13 protein-coding genes are annotated in these 14,432 nt (G+C 63.2%); 3 read left to right on the top strand and 10 right to left on the bottom strand.

Going from position 1 to position 14,432, the window contains the following annotated elements; genetic code table 11:
• The first annotated feature begins 95 nt into the window (after nt 1-95).
• Entirely contained in the window at nt 96-956 is an 861-nt protein-coding gene (locus I2H38_RS09940; RefSeq protein ID WP_196271701.1) for an urea carboxylase-associated family protein, read from the top strand.
• A 103-nt stretch (nt 957-1,059) separates the two neighbouring features.
• On the opposite strand, the gene I2H38_RS09935 is transcribed toward I2H38_RS09940, so the two are convergent.
• The 8 genes from I2H38_RS09935 to I2H38_RS09900 all read right to left on the bottom strand — a co-directional run bounded on the left by I2H38_RS09935 (nt 1,060) and on the right by I2H38_RS09900 (nt 11,052).
• Nucleotides 1,060-2,280: a phosphopentomutase gene (locus I2H38_RS09935; protein WP_196271700.1), complete on the bottom strand. Its 1,221-nt coding sequence runs from the start codon at nt 2,278-2,280 to the stop codon at nt 1,060-1,062.
• Between the two features lie 77 nt (nt 2,281-2,357).
• Entirely contained in the window at nt 2,358-3,986 is a 1,629-nt protein-coding gene (locus tag I2H38_RS09930) for an ABC transporter ATP-binding protein (RefSeq protein ID WP_196271699.1), read from the bottom strand.
• On the bottom strand, nt 3,983-5,146 hold the full coding sequence (locus tag I2H38_RS09925; RefSeq protein WP_196271698.1) for an ABC transporter permease: 1,164 nt from the start codon (nt 5,144-5,146) through the stop codon (nt 3,983-3,985). Before I2H38_RS09925 ends, I2H38_RS09930 begins: the two co-directional genes overlap by 4 nt.
• Nucleotide 5,147: 1 nt before the next feature.
• Entirely contained in the window at nt 5,148-6,260 is a 1,113-nt protein-coding gene (locus I2H38_RS09920) for a microcin C ABC transporter permease YejB (RefSeq protein WP_196271697.1), read from the bottom strand.
• A complete protein-coding gene (locus tag I2H38_RS09915; protein ID WP_196271696.1) occupies nt 6,260-6,703 on the bottom strand; it encodes a DUF4260 domain-containing protein in 444 nt (147 codons plus the stop codon). Before I2H38_RS09915 ends, I2H38_RS09920 begins: the two co-directional genes overlap by 1 nt.
• Nucleotides 6,669-8,534 (bottom strand): extracellular solute-binding protein, encoded by a 1,866-nt coding sequence (locus I2H38_RS09910; protein WP_196271695.1) that lies wholly within the window; start codon nt 8,532-8,534, stop codon nt 6,669-6,671. Before I2H38_RS09910 ends, I2H38_RS09915 begins: the two co-directional genes overlap by 35 nt.
• Nucleotides 8,531-10,360: an extracellular solute-binding protein gene (locus I2H38_RS09905; protein ID WP_196271931.1), complete on the bottom strand. Its 1,830-nt coding sequence runs from the start codon at nt 10,358-10,360 to the stop codon at nt 8,531-8,533. The genes I2H38_RS09910 and I2H38_RS09905 overlap by 4 nt, the downstream gene beginning before the upstream one ends.
• Before the next feature lie 152 nt (nt 10,361-10,512).
• Nucleotides 10,513-11,052, bottom strand: a complete 540-nt coding sequence (locus I2H38_RS09900; RefSeq protein ID WP_196271694.1) for a c-type cytochrome — start codon at nt 11,050-11,052, stop codon at nt 10,513-10,515.
• Nucleotides 11,053-11,319: 267 nt separating this feature from the next.
• Between I2H38_RS09900 and I2H38_RS09895 the strand changes: the two genes are divergently transcribed.
• Together I2H38_RS09895 and I2H38_RS09890 are read left to right on the top strand one after the other, a co-directional pair.
• A complete protein-coding gene (locus I2H38_RS09895) occupies nt 11,320-12,063 on the top strand; it encodes a 3-deoxy-manno-octulosonate cytidylyltransferase (RefSeq protein WP_196271693.1) in 744 nt (247 codons plus the stop codon).
• A complete protein-coding gene (locus I2H38_RS09890) occupies nt 12,060-12,914 on the top strand; it encodes a prephenate dehydratase (protein ID WP_196271692.1) in 855 nt (284 codons plus the stop codon). The genes I2H38_RS09895 and I2H38_RS09890 overlap by 4 nt, the downstream gene beginning before the upstream one ends.
• 137 nt (nt 12,915-13,051) lie before the next feature.
• Here the strand turns inward: I2H38_RS09890 and nudC are convergent, their stop codons facing one another.
• Together nudC and I2H38_RS09880 are read right to left on the bottom strand one after the other, a co-directional pair.
• Nucleotides 13,052-13,954: an NAD(+) diphosphatase gene (gene nudC, locus I2H38_RS09885; protein ID WP_196271691.1), complete on the bottom strand. Its 903-nt coding sequence runs from the start codon at nt 13,952-13,954 to the stop codon at nt 13,052-13,054.
• A gap of 4 nt (nt 13,955-13,958) precedes the next feature.
• The gene (locus I2H38_RS09880) at nt 13,959-14,375 is read right to left on the bottom strand and encodes an HIT domain-containing protein (RefSeq protein ID WP_196271690.1); all 417 of its coding nucleotides are present in this window, start codon (nt 14,373-14,375) and stop codon (nt 13,959-13,961) included.
• Nucleotides 14,376-14,432: the final 57 nt, after the last annotated feature.

The following is a 14,432-nucleotide window of genomic DNA, read 5'->3' as shown; positions in this document are numbered from 1 at the left end:
ACTCCAGCGTTCTCTTTTCCCTGATGGGGCCGCCCGCTAGCCACCGCCGTCCGATCCTCTGTAAAGTGGCAGGCGATGGATTGCTGGAGAGCCGCATGAAACGTGAAAAGGGTGAGCTGCCGGAGCCGCTCGATGCAGAGGTGCGCAGGAAGGTTGCGCCTGTCATCTGCTATCCTACGGACAGTTTGGCTCCGCCCGATCTCGCGGCGTACCGCGCTGCCCGGGAGGGCTGGCGGAAGGTGGATGAGGTGGTCGTGCCGCCACGTGATGCACGATGCTTCGAGGTTCCCGCAGGCTGCTTTTTTCGCATCGTCTCTATCGAAGGCCCTCAAGTTGGAGACCTGAATCTCTGGGCGGCCAATGATCTCGATGAGCGCTTCTTCTCCGGCAAGACGAGGGCTTTGCAAGGCACGCACCTGTCCACCGGGGACCGGCTGTGGTCGTCCCTGCCATACCTTCGGCCGATGGCGACGATTACACAGGACACACTGGACTGGTATGGCTTCGACGAGTGGGGCGGCTCCGTGCATGACGTGATCGGCACGCGGTGCGATCCCTACACGCACCGGCTCCTCTCCGGTCATGACTACCATTACTGCTGCCACTCGAACCTGACACGGGCCCTCGCCCGTCATCTGAGCCGCCCTCGCGAAGAGGCCGAACCTGCAGTGCATGACGTGCTCAACGTCTTCATGTGTACCGGCTTCACGCGCGACACGGGGCAGTATTTCATGAAGGCAAGTCCCGTAAGACCGGGTGACTTTCTTGAATTTTTTGCCGAAATCGATCTTCTGGGCTCATTGTCCGCCTGCCCCGGCGGTGATTGCAGCACCGAGCACTCCAGCGACGCGGCGTCCTGCCACCCCTTGCTCGTCGAGGTCTATCGGCCAAAGGCACCGCCTGAGGGTTGGACCTCGCCCGCACGCAATGGCTATAGCCGGGATCATGGCGATTGAGCGTCTTTGCATTTCGGCGGAGAGGCGCATCGGCGTGGGCCGTTGTATGCCGTGACGCAAAAAGTGACGGCGCGATTGGTGCTGGCGCAATGAGGCTCAACAGCTAGAGCCAGGCCGCGCCCTTGCCCGGGTGCCTGACGCCCAGATGCGCCAACACGCTTGCGCCGATATCGGCAAAGCTCTCCCGCCGCCCGATCTGCCCCGCTTTCACGCCCGGCCCGAAGCACAGGATCGGCGTGTGTTCGCGGGTGTGGTCGGTGCCGCGCCAGGAGGGGTCGTTGCCGTGGTCGGCGGTGATGATGACGAGGTCGCCAGGCCGCAGCACGGCTTCGATCTCGGGAACGCGCCGGTCGAACGCCTCAAGCGCGGCGGCGTAGCCGGGGATGTCGCGGCGGTGGCCGAATTCGGAGTCGAAATCGACGAGATTGGCAAACACGAAACCGCCATCGGCCAAGTCCTTCATCGCCGTGATGGCGGCTGACAGGCAGGCGTCGTTGCCGTTGGGTTTCACTTCCTCGCCCGTGCTGCGATGCGCGAAGATGTCGCCGATCTTGCCGACGGTGACGATGGCGCGGCCCGCCTTGTGCAAGGTGTCGAGGATCGTGTCGGAGGGCGGAAACACCGCGAAATCCTTGCGGTTGCCGGTGCGCTTGAAACCCGTCTCCGCCGAGCCGACGAACGGGCGCGCGATGACGCGGCCGATATTGTAAGGATCGCAGAGGTCACGCGCGATCTTGCAGAGATCATAGAGCCGCTGCAGCCCGAAGGTTTCCTCGTGAGCGGCGATCTGCAGCACGCTGTCGACCGAGGTGTAGCAGATCGGCTTGCCGGTGAGCACATGCTCCGCGCCATATTCGTCGATGACGGTGGTGCCGGAGGCGTGCTTGTCCGCGAGAATGCCGGGAATGCCGGCGCGCGCGATCAGCGCCTCCGTCAATTCCTTGGGGAAGGACGGCACCGTGTTGGGGAAGTAGCCCCAATCGAAGGTGACGGGCACGCCCGCGATTTCCCAATGGCCGGACGGCGTATCCTTGCCCTTCGACGTCTCGACGCCGTAGCCCCAGGCTCCTTTGAGCGCTCCTTGCGGCGCAAGGTTCGGCGGCAAGCGGCCGGTCGAGACCTCGCAGGCAAGCCCGAGGCCGAAGGCGGTCATATGCGGCAGATGGAGCGGGCCCTGGCGCAGCCCCGCCTGATCGCCACGGCCCGCCGCGCAGGCTTCCGCGATATGTCCGACCGTATCCGCCCCGACATCGCCATAGGCATCCGCGTCCTCGGCGCCGCCGATACCGACGGAATCGAGCACGATGACGAGAGCGCGAGGCATGGTGGAATCCTTCAAGCGGGGAGAATCAGAAACTGATACGGCATTACGGCACAATACGCGATAGGTCGTGAAGGAGCCTATTGCCGGACCGCGTTCGTGCCGAGCGTTTCGAGGTTGAACGCCGCCGCGAAGAGGGCGCGGGTGTATTCCTTCTGCGGGGCCGCGAAGATGCTCTCCGCCGATCCTTCCTCGACGATCTTGCCGTTCTCCATGACAACGACATGGTTTGCGAGCGCGCGCACCACTTTCAGGTCGTGGCTGATGAACATGTAGGCGAGATGGCGCTGCTTCTGCAGATCGCGCAGCAATTCGACGATCTGCGCCTGCACCGACATGTCGAGGGCCGAGGTCGGCTCGTCGAGCACGATGAATTGCGGCTCCAGCGCCATGGCGCGGGCAATGGCGATGCGCTGGCGCTGCCCGCCCGAGAATTCATGCGGGTAGCGGTCCATGGTCGCCGGGTCGAGCCCCACATCGTGCAGGGCGCGGGCGACGATGTTGCGGCGCTCGGCGTAAGTGAGGCTCTTGTTCTGGACGAGAAGCCCTTCCTCCACGATCTCCGCCACCGACATGCGCGGCGAGAGGGAGCCGTAAGGGTCCTGGAACACCACCTGCAAATCCTTGCGCATCGGGCGGATGTCTCGGGAGCGCAGTCCATCGATGCGGTTGCCGAGGAAGACCACCGGCCCTTCCGACGAGACAAGGCGCAGGATCGCGAGCCCCAGCGTCGTCTTGCCGGAACCGGACTCGCCGACGACGCCAACGGTCTCGCCCTTACGGACGCGAACCGACACACCGTCGACCGCTTTCACATGCCCGACTGTCTTGCGGAAGAAACCGCGTTTGATCGGAAACCAGACCTTGATCGGGCCTGCCTCGACAACGGTCGGCGCATCAGTGGGAACCGGATTGGCGCGGCCCTTCGGCTCCGCCGCCAGGAGCTTCTTCGTGTAGGGATGCTGCGGATTGCCGAAGACCTCTTCGACCGTTCCCTGTTCCACGATTTCGCCTCGCAGCATCACGCAGACGCGGTCGGCCACTTTGCGCACGATGCCGAGATCGTGCGTGATGAACAGCATGGCCATGCCGAGCCTGCTCTTCAGCTCGCCAAGCAGTTTCAGGATCTGCGCCTGCACCGTCACGTCGAGCGCCGTCGTCGGCTCGTCGGCGATCAGCAGGTCGGGCTCGTTGGCGAGACTCATGGCGATCATCACGCGCTGGCGCTGGCCGCCCGAGAGCTGGTGCGGATAGGCGCCGAGGCGGCTCTCCGCGTCGCGGATGCCGACAAGCGTCAGGAGTTCGAGCGTCCGCGCTCGCGCCTCGCGATCGGAGAGACCGCGATGCAGTTTGAGGATTTCGCCGATCTGCCGCTCGATGGTGTGGAGCGGATTGAGCGAGGTCATCGGCTCCTGAAACACCATGGTGATGTCGTCGCCGCGCACGCGGCGCATCTCGTCCTCGTCCGCCCCGATCAGGTCCTTGCCCTTGAACAGGATACGGCCCGAAGGGTGATGGGCGGTCGGATAGGGCAGGAGCTTGAGGATCGAGAGCGCGGAAACCGATTTGCCCGAGCCGGATTCGCCCACCAGCGCCACCGTTTCGCCGGGCTTGATGTCGAACGAAATGCGGTCGACCGCGAGCGTATCGCGCCCGCCCTGTCGGAACGCGATGGAGAGGTCCTGGACGGAAAGCAGAGGTTCGCTCATCGGAAGGCCTTCCGCGGATCGAATGCGTCACGCACGGCTTCGCCGATAAAGATCAGCAAGCTCAGCATGAGCGCGATGACGAAGAAGCCCGTCAGCCCGAGCCACGGCGCCTGCAGGTTGGCTTTGCCTTGCGCAAGCATTTCGCCGAGCGAGGGCGAGCCGGGAGGCAGGCCGAAACCGAGGAAGTCGAGGGAGGTCAAGGTCGTGATCGAGCCGTTGAGGATGAAGGGCAGGAAGGTCAGCGTCGCGACCATGGCGTTCGGCAGCAGATGCTTGAACATGATGGTGGCGTTGGAGAGGCCCAACGCCCGCGCCGCGCGCACATATTCGAAGTTCCGAGCGCGCAGGAATTCGGCGCGCACCACGCCGACCAGCGATACCCACGAGAACAGCAGCAGGATGCCGAGCAGCACGAAGAAGCTTGGCGTGATGATCGCGGAAATGATGATGAGCAGGTAGAGCGCCGGGATCGCGGTCCAGACCTCGATGAAGCGCTGGAAGAGCAGATCGACCCATCCGCCGAAATAGCCCTGCACCGCTCCTGCCAGCACGCCGATGATCGACGAGATGCCGGCGAGCACGAGGCCGAACAGAACCGAGATGCGGAAGCCGTAGATCAGGCGCGCGACGACATCGCGACCCTGGTCATCCGTGCCGAGCCAGTTCCATTCGATGTCGCGGCATCCGGTGCCGCCCGTGCGTTCCGCGATGGAGCGGCACTGCGCATCGCTCAGCATCCACGTCGGAGGCGCGGGCGCAGGAACCGGCAGGTCGAGATTATGCGTGTTGTAGGAGAAGCGGATCGGCGCCCAGAGCAGCCAGCCATGCGCCTCGATCTCCTTCGAGATCACGGGATCGCGGTAGTCGGTCTGCGCCAGGAATCCGCCGAATTTCTCTTCCGGGTAATCCACGAAAGCCGGGTAGAGGATCTCACCATTGTAGGAGGCGAGGATCGGCTTGTCGTTGGCGATGAGTTCGGCGCAAAGGCTCAACCCGAACAGGACGAGGAAAATCCAGAACGACCAATAGCCGCGCCGGTTCGCCTTGAAGTTCTGCAAGCGACGCCGGTTGAGCGGCGAGAGGCGAATGAAGCCTTCTCGCGGCAAAGGCGGTGCAACGGGTGCAGTGGCGGTGGGTGCGACGGGGATGCTCTCGTTCATCTCACGTCTCCCGCGTCTCGAAATCGATGCGCGGATCGATCCAGGTATAGGTGAGGTCCGAGATCAGGTTCACGGCCAGGCCGATGAGCGAGAAGATGTAGAGATTGGCGAACACGACCGGGTAATCGCGGTTCACGATCGATTCAAACGAGAGCAGGCCAAGGCCGTCGAGGGAGAAAATCGTCTCGATGAGCAGCGCGCCGGCAAAGAACGCGCCGATGAACGCGCCGGGAAAACCCGCAATGACAATCAGCATCGCATTGCGGAAGACGTGGCCGTAGAGCACCTGCCGCTCCGACAGACCTTTCATGCGTGCGGTCAGCACGTATTGCTTGCGGATCTCGTCGAGGAAGGAGTTTTTCGTCAGCAAGGTCGAGGTGGCGAAGGCACCGAGCGCCATGGCCGTGATCGGCAAGGTGATGTGCCACAGATAGTCGAGAGCCTTGCCGGCGAGCGACAATTGCGACCAGTTCTCCGAGGTCAATCCGCGCAACGGGAAGAACTGCCAGAACGAGCCGCCCGCAAAGAGCACGATCAAAAGGATCGCGAACAGAAAGCCGGGGATCGCGTAGCCGATGATGACGATGGCCGATGTCCAGATATCGAAGGACGAGCCGTCCTGAACCGCTTTGCGGATGCCGAGCGGAATCGAGATGGCATAGGACAGAAGCGTCATCCAGAGCCCGAGGCTGATCGAGACCGGCAGCTTCTCCTTGATGAGCTGCAACACCGAGATGTCGCGGAAATAACTCTTCCCGAAATCGAAGCGCGCATAATCCCAGAGCATCTTCATGAAGCGCTCGGGCGCGGGCTTGTCGAAGCCGAACTGCACTTCGAGCTGCTTGATGAATTGCGGGTCGAGTCCCTGCGCGCCGCGATAGCGGGACGAGGACGTATCGGCCGCGCCGCCGCCCGCCGCGCCCTGGCCGCCGGAGAAATCGCCACCGCCGCCCGAGATGCGGGACGTCGCGCTCGAATCCTGCCCCTGGAGCTGCGCGATGATGCGCTCCACGGGACCGCCGGGTGCGAATTGCACGAGGGTGAAGGAAATCAGCATGATGCCCAACAGGGTCGGGACCATGAGCAGGATGCGACGTGCGATATAGGCGAACATCAAACGACCGCACGGTCACGGCCGATACGGCCGAGATGGGTGTCTGCAAAGGCGGTCGCGTACTTCAATCCATATCCTAACATGCGGTCCAGTCCGATATGAGCCGCCCAAATCGCGGCCAGACCGATGAGGAGCGGGTTGTTCAGAGACAGCCCGATCCCCGCCAGCATCGCAGGCCCGATCGTCGAGTGAAGGATATTGTAGATCATAGCTCCGATCCTTGGGCCAGCCCCATAGGCAACAAAGCCAAGGTCCGGGCTAAGGAAGAGAATCGCATAAAGCCACCAGGACAGCCCGGCATAAGCATAGGCCGCTGTTGCGAGCACGAAAAGAACCAGCCCTTCCAGGCGCAGGACAAGGCGGGGAACGCCCGCAACGGCTGGGGCTGCCACGATCTGGCTCAAATCGTCACCCTCGTCCGATCCGCTTGGCTTTTTCGGCATCGTACCACCACGTATCCGGTGCGCCCGTGCTGAAACGCGGCTTTTTCTCCGGGTGGGAGAACTGATCCCAATAGGCGAGCCAGTTGTTGGCTTTCCACCACATGGGCACCCAATATTGGCCTGCGCGCAGGACCCGGTCGAGGGCGCGGCAGGCGGTGACAAGTTCAGCCCGCGTTTTCGCATCGGCAATGCGTTCGACCAGCGCATCGACGGCGGGATCGGCGATACCCGCGAGGTTCTGGCTTCCCGGCGTTTGGGCCGCCTGCGAGCCATAGACGATCCGCAAGGAATCGCCCGGCGTCGGTGAGCCTGCGAGAGCGCGGCTGGTCACGTCGAAATCGTAGTCGTTCAATCGCCGCTGATATTGTGCCGCATCCACGATGCGAGAATAGGCGTCAATGCCGAGCCGTTTCAGGTTGGCTTGGAACGGCTCCGTATGCGGTTGCAGACTGGCCGAAAAATCGAGGAACTCGATGCGGAAGGGCTGGCCGTTCGGCAGCTTCAGCGCGCTGCCCTCCCGTTTGCAACCCGCCGCGCGCAACAGCTCATCGGCGCGGCGCAGCAGCTTGCGATCCTGGCCGGAACCGTCGGAAACCGGCGGCAGATAGGGTTCGCCAAAAACCGATTCCGACGCCCTGCCGCGGAAGGGTTCGAGCAGCGCGAGTTCCTCAGGTGAGGGAACTCCAACAGCCTTCATGTCCGAATTCTCGAAAAATGAGGTCAGTCGACGGTAGGAGCCGAACATGATGTTCGTGTTCGTCCACTCGAAATCGAAGGCGAGCCCGATGGCTTCGCGGATGCGCGGATCCTTGAAGGCGTCGCGGCGCGTGTTGAAATACCACCCTTGAATGGGCGCGGGCGCGTCGTTCGGAAGCGCCTCCTTCTTCACGCGGCCTTCGCGGATGGCGGGGAAATCGTAGCCCGTCGCCCAGGTGCGTGAGGTGTATTCCTCCTGAAAATTGAGGACGCCGCTTTTGAAAGCCTCGAAAGCCACCGCGCGGTCGCGGAAATATTCGTAGCGGACGCGGTCGAAATTATTCAGGCCGACATTCACGGGCAGGTCTTTGGCCCAGTAATCCGGCACGCGCGTGAACTCAATGAAACGGCCCTGCTCGAAAGGGCCGACCTTATAAGCGCCCGAGCCGAGCGGGGCTTCGAGCGTCGAGGCCTCGAAGTCGCGACCTCGCCAATAACGCTCGGAGAAGATCGGCGTCCCTGCCACGACGAGATGCAGGTCACGGCTGCGTTTGGGCGAAAACCGAACGCGCAAAATGTCGTCCGCTTCGGCCTCGGCGGCCGTCATCTGCGTGAGAACGGAGCGATAGACCGGGTGGCCTTTTTCTTTCAGGATATTGAGCGAAAAGGCCACGTCGCCGGCGGTCAGTTTCGAGCCGTCGTGAAAGCGCGCTTCCGGGCGCAAGAAGAAGCGGTATGTCAGCTTGTCGTCCGAGATCCGAACACTGCGGGCGACAAGCCCGTAAAGCGCATCCGGTTCGTCGCCTGCCGCCGACATCAGGCTGTCGAAGGTGCTCCCCATCCCGGCTGCGCCATCGCCTTGCAGCACAAAAATGTTGAGGGTGTTGAACGTGTCGAAGTTCTGATTGCCCGTGCTCTGCTTGATCTGGATCGCGAGCAGGCCGCCTTTCGGGGCCGCCGGGTTCACGTAGTCGAAATGCTTGAAGTCGGCGCCGTATTTCAGATCGCCGAAACTGGAGAGACCATAGGTTTCAGTCTCGCCGGTCGATTGGGCGATGCCGCGCCGAGGCAGACTGGACAGGGCCGTCATCGCGGCCCCGCCGATCAAAAGACCTCGGCGGTTCGGGTGTTTCATCGAGGCGCTCCGGTTTTGGCGGCTTTGGCCTCATCATACCACCAGATCGTCGGAAAGGCCGCGCCGCCATTGCGCGGCATCGTCTCAGGGTGGCTGAAGCGGTTCCAGCGGGCGGTGCGCTGTTTCAGATAGGTCCATTGCGGAACCATGTAGTCATGCGCGAGCAGAACCCGGTCGAGCGCCTTGGTTGCGGCCACCAGCTCATCGCGATCCTTGGCAAAGATCACCCGATCGATCAGCGCGTCGATTGCCGGATCGGCAATGCCGGCTGTGTTTCGCGAACCGGGGCGTTGGGCCGCCTGCGAGCCCCAGAATTCACGCTGCTCGTTGCCCGGCGAGAGGGATTGCGCCCAGATCCCCGACACGACGTCGAAGTCGAAAGCGCGGATTCGGTTGACGTGTTGGACATCATCCACGATGCGCACCGAGGTGACGATGCCGAGGCGGTCGAGGGAGGCTTTGTAAGGCAGGAACACGCGCTCGTCGTTCGGGCTGTCGCCGAGCAACTCGACGGTCAAGGTTTCTCCCTTGGCGTTGACCCGCCGGCGGTCCTTCAATTCCCAGCCGGCCTCTCGCAAGAGCTGGTCGGCCACGCGCAGGTTGTTGCGGGTCGCCTCTGGCGAGTCGCTGACGGGGTTTTTGTAGGGCGTCGTGAAGACCTCCGGTGGCACCTTGTCCCGAACCGTTTCGAGAATCGCCAGTTCCCGACCTTCGGGTAGACCGGATGAGGCCAGGTCGAGGCCGTAGAAATAGCTCGAAATGCGCTCGTACTGCCCGGAGAAGATCGCCTTGTTGATCTCCTCGAACGGGAAGGCGAGATTGAGCGCCCGCCTGACGCGTGGGTCCTTGAATTTGTCGCGCCGCAGGTTGAGGACGAAGGCCTGCATCCGGCCCATGGCGCGCATCGGAAACTCTTCGAGGATGACGCGGCCCTCCTGGCGGGCCGGGAAATTGTATCCCGTCGCCCAGTTCCGGGCGCTATTCTCGGTCCGGAAGTCCGTTCGGTCGCCTTTGAACGCTTCAAGCAGGACGGTCGCGTCCCGGTAATATTCCAAGCGGATTTCGTCGAAATTGTTCTGCCCGACATTCACGTTGATGGACGCGCCCCAATAATCCTTCACGCGCTCGTAAGATGCGCTGCGTCCGGCATCGAAGCTTTTGAGCCGGTAGGGGCCCGAGCCGAGCGGCGGCTCGAGGGTGGTTTGCGTGACGTCGCGCTTGCGGCCGTCCGGGGCCGTGCCCTCCCACCAATGTTTCGGCAGGATGATGAGCTGCCCCATGATCTGCGGCAGCTCCCGGTTACCCTTCTCGTCGAAGGTGAACTTGACCTCACGCTCGCCGACCTTCTCCGCCTTGACGACATTGGTGTAATAGAAGGCATAGGTCGGGCTGTTGGCCTTCAAGGTCTGGAACGAGAAAATCACATCCTCGACCGAGACCGGCTTCCCGTCATGCCAGCGCGCTTCCGGGCGAAGGCGGAAGGTGACCGACGAAAAGTCCTCCGGATAGGTGAATGCTTCGGCAAGCAGGCCATAGGCCGTGCTTGCCTCGTCGAGGGACGATGTCGTCAGGGTTTCATAGATCTGCCCGAGCCCCTGTTCGGGTGATCCCTTGACCCCCGCGACGACGATATTGAAGCTGTCGAATGTGCCTTGAACGCCCAGCCGGACCAGGCCGCCCTTGGGAGCGTCCGGGTTCACGTAATCGAAATGCTTGAAGTCGGCGGTATATCTCGGTTGGCCGAGCAAGGCTGACCCATGCCGCCACACGGGCTCCTGCGCCGCGAGGGGAGAGGCGGCGAGGCAGGCGGCAAAAAGGCTGAGCATTATCGGGCGGATCACAAGGCGTCTCCTGCGAATGAGGCGTCTGTCCAAGGCATTCCATCTTTGCCTAGAACCGGACGAGCGCAAGGGATAACGCGCAAAAGAAAAAGCCGGGCTTAACGGCCCGGCTTTAAGATGGGGAAATGATCCGTACCTTACGGTGCGGGGAAGGGGACCGGGCTGTCGGAGAGGGTCCGCAGGTAAGCCAGAATGTCCGCACGCTCCTGAGCCTGGGCAACACCGGCGAAGGCCATGATGGTGCCGGGGGCGTAGCTCTTGGGCGACGTGATGAAATGGTCGATGTTTTCGTACGTCCAGTTGCCGCCCTTGCCCTTCAGGGCCGCCGAATAGTTGAAGCCCGCGTGAGAGGCGACGGCACGGTCGACGAGGCCGTAGAGATTCGGGCCAACCTTGTTCGCGCCGCCCTTTTCGAAGGTGTGGCAGGCGGCGCACTTCTTGGCAGCCGACTGACCCTTGGCCGGGTCGGCCTTGGCGAGGAGGACGGGCAGGGGCTCGGCCGGGGCGGCCGGAGCGGCTGCGCCACCGGCTGCGGCCTCTTCCGGCGCCGGAAGATCGTAGCCGGGAACGGCTGGCTTTTTCGGCGCGAACAGACCACTGGCGATGACGTTGACGCCAACCACGAAAAGAAGCGAGCCGAATACGGCGCCCGCGATCTTATTGGTCTCGATATTCATGGATTAGGCTCTCCTCGCCTTGGATAACGGCGAAACCAGCGCAACAGAACAAGTCGGGCGCGAACGGGTGCCCGCGACCGTGGCGTTGCTTAGCCGCAGAGATGGGGTTTTGACAATGGGGGGCGCGCGGGTTTTCGCCGGTCTCGTGGTCGCAGCGAGGTGTTTTGGGGGCAGCGGTGTGCTTTCACCCGGTGAGAGATCCGGGCCGACCATGACAAAACGGCCTCGTCTTGGTAAGGACGCGCAAAGTTCACTTGGGCCTGCACCATGTCCGATCCTCTCGTGCTGATCCCGGCACGCCTCGCCGCAACCCGCCTGCCAAACAAGCCCCTGGCCGATATTGCGGGTGAGCCCATGATCGTCCATGTGCTGCGCCGGGCTCAAGAGGCGGGAATCGGGCCGGTCGCGGTCGCGACCGATGCCCCCGAAATCGCCGAGGCCGTGACCCGGGCCGGGGGCAGGGCCGTCCTGACCCGTGCCGATCACGCTTCCGGCTCCGACCGCATCTTCGAGGCTGTGGAAAAACTCGACCCGGAAGGCCGCCACGATGTGGTGGTCAACGTCCAGGGTGACCTTCCCACAGTCGACCCGCGCGCTATCGCCGCTTCGATTGCTCCCCTGTCCGATTCCGCCGTCGATCTTTCGACGCTCGTGGCGGTGATCAAGCGGGAGGAGGAGCGGGCCGATCCCAATGTCGTCAAGATGGTGGGAAGCGAGGTTTCGCCCGGCCGATTCCGCGCGCTGTACTTTACCCGTGCGATGGCACCCTACGGGGAGGGGCCGCTCTATCACCATATCGGCCTCTACGCTTATCGTCGCAAAGCCCTGCAACGCTTCGTCAACCTGCCGCCATCCGCGCTGGAGCTCCGCGAAAAGCTTGAGCAATTGCGCGCGCTGGAGGCCGGCATGCGCATCGATGCGGTTCTGGTCCATGACGTACCGCTCGGTGTCGATACCCCTCACGATCTGGAAAGGGCGCGCGAGATCATCGCGGCCCGGAGGAAACCATGAACAAGATCATTTCGTTCCAGGGCGAGCCGGGAGCAAACTCCCATATCGCCTGCGAGGAGGTCTATCCCCAGTGGCAGGTGCTTCCTTGCCCGACCTTCGAGGATGCCTTCGCCGCCGTGGACGAGGGGCAGGCGGGGCTCGCCATGATCCCGATCGAGAACTCGATCGCCGGCCGCGTGGCGGATATCCACCATCTCCTGCCGACATCAGGTCTTCACATCATCGGCGAGCACTTTCTGCCGATCCATTTCCAGCTCATGGCTGTGCCCGAGGCCAATCTCGGCACGATCAAGAGCGTACACAGCCACGTCCACGCGCTCGGCCAGTGCCGCAAGATCATCCGCAAGCTCGGGCTGAAAGCCCATGTGGCGGGCGATACGGCGGGCTCGGCGCGCGAAGTTGCCGAGTGGAAGGACCCGACCAAGGCCTCGCTCGCCCCCCGCATGGCGGAAAAGATCTATGGGCTGAAGATCCTGGCCGAGGATGTGGAGGACGAGGCGCACAACACGACACGCTTCGTCATCCTCTCCAAGACAGCGCGATGGGCTCCGGCGGGCAACGGGCCGACCGTCACCTCCTTTGTGTTCCGGGTCCGCAACCTTCCGGCGGCGCTCTACAAGGCGCTGGGCGGCTTCGCGACGAACGGCATCAACATGACCAAGCTCGAAAGCTACATGCTGGAGGGTGAGTTCCTGGCGACGCAATTCTATGCCGAGGTCGATGGCCACCCGGACGACGTGAACCTGAAGCGTGCGCTCGAGGAGCTGGAGTTCTTCTCCCGCGAGTTGCGTATTCTCGGCGTGTATCCGGCCCATCCGTTCCGCGAAAAGATCAAGGAAGCGGCCGAGTGACGATTCTCATCCGTGACGCGCGTGACGGGGATGCCGATGGCATCGCCCGCGCGCACGTTCAGGGATGGCGCGAATCCTACAAGGAGTCATGGCCGCTTCGCGGCTCCTCAGGATGAGGTCGGTGTTTTCAACTGACTCTAACTACGCATCCATTCGCGCAGGAGGTGATGCGCGATGGCGATGGGGGAGGGCGCGGCGAAGTTTTCGTGCGTGCCGTCGAGCATGCGGCGCACGTCATCGCGCGTGAACCAGCGGGCATCTTCCAGCTCGGCGGTATCGATGGTGATTTCGTCGGTCTCGGCTTCGCCCACGCATCCGATCATGAGCGATGACGGAAACGGCCAGGGTTGCGAGGCGAGGTAACGAACCTTGCCGACGCGGATGCCGGCTTCCTCGAAGGTTTCCCGCCGCACCGCATCCTCGATCGTCTCGCCGGGCTCCAGAAATCCCGCGAGGCAGGAATACGTTTTCGCATTGAACCGGCTCTGACGCCCCAGCAGGCATTTGCCGCCTCGTGTCACCAGCATGATCACGACCGGGTCCGTGCGGGGAAAATGCTCCGTGCGGCACGCCGCGCAATCGCGCCGGAAGCCCGCATGGGCGGGCTCTGTCCGCGCGCCGCAGTTGGCGCAGAACCGATGCCGCGCGTGCCAGCCGAGCATCGACTTCGCCATGGCGAGCGTGCCGAGCTCCTCCGTCGGCACCAGACCCTGCACCGCGATCGAGCGCAGATCGGTGACGGCGAAGGCCGGGTCGTCCTGAAACAGATCCACCGCTTCGGGCGGCGCGAGGGTCGCGATGACCGGGCGATCTTTAAGAGTGCCGAGAAAGACTTGCTCGTGATGGGTTGTGAGCCGCTTCAAGGCGGATGCGGGCAAAAGACCGGTTCCCGGCTCTCCGGCTTGGAGGATGGGGATGTCTCCCGCCACGATCACCATGGCTGCATGCGGGTCGTTCACATGGCGCGCGAGCGCTTCGGGGTCCCGCTCCGCGCTGTGGCGCACGAGAGGGTTCGTGATGTAGCCGGGGGAAGATGTCATGGGGTCAGGCCGCCGCGAAAAGGGTGGTGGCACGCTCGATCAGGGCGGCCGCCGCATGGTCGGGGTAGGGGGTGCGGGTGCCGTGACCCCAGACGGGGCCAGGCCAGGCGGGATCGGAGCGGAAGCGCCCGATCACATGGACATGAAGCTGCGTCACGATGTTGCCGAGCGCGCCCACATTCACCTTGTCGGGCTTTGCAAGGCTCATCATGACCTTCGTCGCGATGCGGATTTCCTGCATCAGCTGGACGGCCTGCTCATCCGAGAGGTCCGTCAACTCGCTCAAGCCGTTGATGCGCGGCACCAGCACGAACCACGGGAACCGGGCGTCGTTCAGAAGCAGAACGGAGGACAGGGACAGGTCCCCGACCGGGATCGTATCGGCTTCAAGCCGCGAATCGAGTTGGAAAGGTGAACTCATGGGCATGACGTTAGCCGAGCTTGGCATCTTATGCCTATCCCCCGTCGCTGATCCCGC

This window comes from Microvirga alba (assembly GCF_015694465.1).
GTDB classification, from domain to species: domain Bacteria; phylum Pseudomonadota; class Alphaproteobacteria; order Rhizobiales; family Beijerinckiaceae; genus Microvirga; species Microvirga alba.
The sequence above is the reverse complement of the archived record's forward strand: the minus strand, read 5'-3'. Positions and strand labels throughout refer to the sequence as shown.

Bases quoted from the DNA above. Each gene is read 5' to 3' on its own strand.
- I2H38_RS09940 (WP_196271701.1), top strand. From the start codon at position 96: ATGAAACGTGAAAAGGGTGAGCTGCCGGAGCCGCTCGATGCAGAGGTG.
- I2H38_RS09935 (WP_196271700.1), bottom strand. From the start codon at position 2,280: ATGCCTCGCGCTCTCGTCATCGTGCTCGATTCCGTCGGTATCGGCGGC.
- I2H38_RS09930 (WP_196271699.1), bottom strand. From the start codon at position 3,986: ATGAGCGAACCTCTGCTTTCCGTCCAGGACCTCTCCATCGCGTTCCGA.
- I2H38_RS09925 (WP_196271698.1), bottom strand. From the start codon at position 5,146: ATGAACGAGAGCATCCCCGTCGCACCCACCGCCACTGCACCCGTTGCA.
- I2H38_RS09920 (WP_196271697.1), bottom strand. From the start codon at position 6,260: ATGTTCGCCTATATCGCACGTCGCATCCTGCTCATGGTCCCGACCCTG.
- I2H38_RS09915 (WP_196271696.1), bottom strand. From the start codon at position 6,703: ATGCCGAAAAAGCCAAGCGGATCGGACGAGGGTGACGATTTGAGCCAG.
- I2H38_RS09910 (WP_196271695.1), bottom strand. From the start codon at position 8,534: ATGAAACACCCGAACCGCCGAGGTCTTTTGATCGGCGGGGCCGCGATG.
- I2H38_RS09905 (WP_196271931.1), bottom strand. From the start codon at position 10,360: ATGCTCAGCCTTTTTGCCGCCTGCCTCGCCGCCTCTCCCCTCGCGGCG.
- I2H38_RS09900 (WP_196271694.1), bottom strand. From the start codon at position 11,052: ATGAATATCGAGACCAATAAGATCGCGGGCGCCGTATTCGGCTCGCTT.
- I2H38_RS09895 (WP_196271693.1), top strand. From the start codon at position 11,320: ATGTCCGATCCTCTCGTGCTGATCCCGGCACGCCTCGCCGCAACCCGC.
- I2H38_RS09890 (WP_196271692.1), top strand. From the start codon at position 12,060: ATGAACAAGATCATTTCGTTCCAGGGCGAGCCGGGAGCAAACTCCCAT.
- nudC (WP_196271691.1), bottom strand. From the start codon at position 13,954: ATGACATCTTCCCCCGGCTACATCACGAACCCTCTCGTGCGCCACAGC.
- I2H38_RS09880 (WP_196271690.1), bottom strand. From the start codon at position 14,375: ATGAGTTCACCTTTCCAACTCGATTCGCGGCTTGAAGCCGATACGATC.